Origin of the sequence: Sphingobacterium sp. LZ11T8 (genome assembly GCF_024261425.1) — a bacterium.
Lineage (GTDB): Bacteria > Bacteroidota > Bacteroidia > Sphingobacteriales > Sphingobacteriaceae > Sphingobacterium.
Genome location: NZ_JANBZY010000019.1, coordinates 1 through 1,128, shown reverse-complemented (window position 1 = coordinate 1,128; position 1,128 = coordinate 1). Strand labels below are relative to the sequence as shown.

1 protein-coding gene and 2 pseudogenes are annotated in these 1,128 nt (G+C 55.9%); all 3 read right to left on the bottom strand.

Annotated features, from left to right (window positions below; translation table 11 throughout):
- Nucleotides 1–125, bottom strand: a pseudogene (locus NLF99_RS19605) (IS1595 family transposase); the annotation flags it as partial.
- Nucleotide 126: 1 nt separating this feature from the next.
- Nucleotides 127–942 (bottom strand): sulfonamide-resistant dihydropteroate synthase Sul2, encoded by an 816-nt coding sequence (gene sul2 / locus NLF99_RS19600; RefSeq protein WP_001043260.1) that lies wholly within the window; start codon nt 940–942, stop codon nt 127–129.
- A gap of 71 nt (nt 943–1,013) precedes the next feature.
- Nucleotides 1,014–1,128, bottom strand: a pseudogene (locus NLF99_RS19595) (IS1595 family transposase); the annotation flags it as partial.

Below are 1,128 nucleotides of genomic sequence, written 5' to 3'. Positions count from 1 at the left end.
TTTTTGCCCGTTTCGATATCTTCCAACGGGGTGCTTTCGGCCATCACCGCAACGTTCTGCTTTCCCTCGGCTCCCCGGCCACGTGTACCCTTGCCTCGCTCGATTTCCTTACTGGCCACCGAAAAGTTAACGAATTCTTGCGGTTTCTTTCAGCGCCGCCAATACCGCCAGCCCGTCGCGCAAGGGGCGCGGCTCGTGTGTGCGGATGAAGTCAGCTCCACCTGCGGCGGCGGCAAGCTCTGCAGCGAGTGTCGCGGCCCCGACATCCCCCGGACCACGGCCTGTGAGCGCGCGCAGAAAGGATTTGCGCGAAACAGACAGAAGCACCGGCAAATCGAAGCGCAGCCGCAATTCATCGAACCGCGCCAGCACCGAGAGCGAGGTTTCGGGAGCAGCCCCCAGAAAAAACCCCATGCCGGGATCAAGGACAAGGCGGTTGCGTTTGATACCGGCACCCGTCAGCGCCGCGATGCGCGCGTCAAAGAACGCCGCAATGTGATCCATGATGTCGCCAGCGGGTGCCTCGCGCCGATCTGCCTGCCCGTCTTGCACCGAATGCATAACGACGAGTTTGGCAGATGATTTCGCCAATTGCGGATAGAACGCAGCGTCTGGAAAACCGCGAATATCATTGAGATAGGCCACACCACGCGACAAGGCATAGGCTTGCGTCGCGGGTTGATAACTGTCGAGCGAGACGGGAATGCCATCTGCCTTGAGCGCGTCCAGCACCGGCGCGATACGCGCGATTTCTGTGTCGGACGAAACAGGCGCGGCGTCGGGATTGCTGGATGCCGGACCGAGGTCGATCACATCTGCCCCCTCGGCCATCAGCTTACGCGCCTGCGCAATGGCTGCGTCTGGCGCCAGATACCGGCCTCCATCGGAGAAACTGTCCGAGGTTATGTTGACGATGCCGAAAATGATGAGCGATTTATTCATGGGGGCTTCTATAATAATACCTAAAATCCGCAGGTAGTTAATTAGGATGTTTAAAGATTCTGATTATCCGTTTATGCACCTGTTATATTCGCAATTACTAGTCTGTCAAAGAGTTTGTCTCCAAAATACCGTCTGTTTAATTTGTAAATAAACTCGTTGAGATACAACTGTAAGTATTTCCTTTTG